The following is a 679-nucleotide window of genomic DNA, read 5'->3' on the forward strand; positions in this document are numbered from 1 at the left end:
TAAAGCTCCCCTACGGCCCCAAACGGAACAGGCGCGCCATCACCATCCAGCAGATAGATCCGCGTGTTCGCAATCGGACGGCCGATCGGGACAACGGCCCCATCAAAATCAGCCGGGCAGCTCCACGCTGTCACGTCGATCGCAGCTTCCGTCGGACCGTAGAGATTATGCAGGCCAGTCCAAGGCAATACGCGCCGAACCTTGTGCAAGCTGGCGGCAGGAAGCGCCTCGCCACTGCACAACAGGCGCTGCAGCGATGTGCAGCGATCAACCCCCTTCGCATCGATAAAGCTGACCAGCATCGATGGTACGAAGTGTGCCGTGGTGATGCGTTGGCTGATGATCAAGTCCACCAATGCATCGGGGTCTTTGTGCGCATCCGAAGGCGCCAGCACCAAGGTCGCACCTTCAAGCAGCGTCCAGAAGAACTCCCAGACCGAGACATCGAAGCCAAATGGCGTCTTCTGCAACACGACATCAGTTGCCTTGAGACCATAGGCTCTTTGCATCCAGATCAGCCGATTGATGATGGCCCGATGCTCATTCTGTGCCCCCTTGGGCGTTCCGGTGGATCCCGAGGTGTAGATCACATAGGCGAGATGGCGCGAGGTCAGACCGAGGGCGCGCGGGTCCGGGTTCGCGGCCGGCAGCTGCGCCCACGCCGGGGTCGCCGTCTCCA

1 protein-coding gene is annotated in these 679 nt (G+C 61.0%); it reads right to left on the bottom strand.

What is annotated here, in order from left to right; translation table 11 throughout:
• Positions 1 to 679 (bottom strand): AMP-binding protein (locus C7G61_RS43015; protein ID WP_145963842.1); only part of this gene is annotated, 679 nt, incomplete at both ends.

The sequence above is a fragment of the Bradyrhizobium algeriense genome (assembly GCF_003062295.1).
Taxonomy (GTDB): Bacteria; Pseudomonadota; Alphaproteobacteria; order Rhizobiales; family Xanthobacteraceae; genus Bradyrhizobium; species Bradyrhizobium algeriense.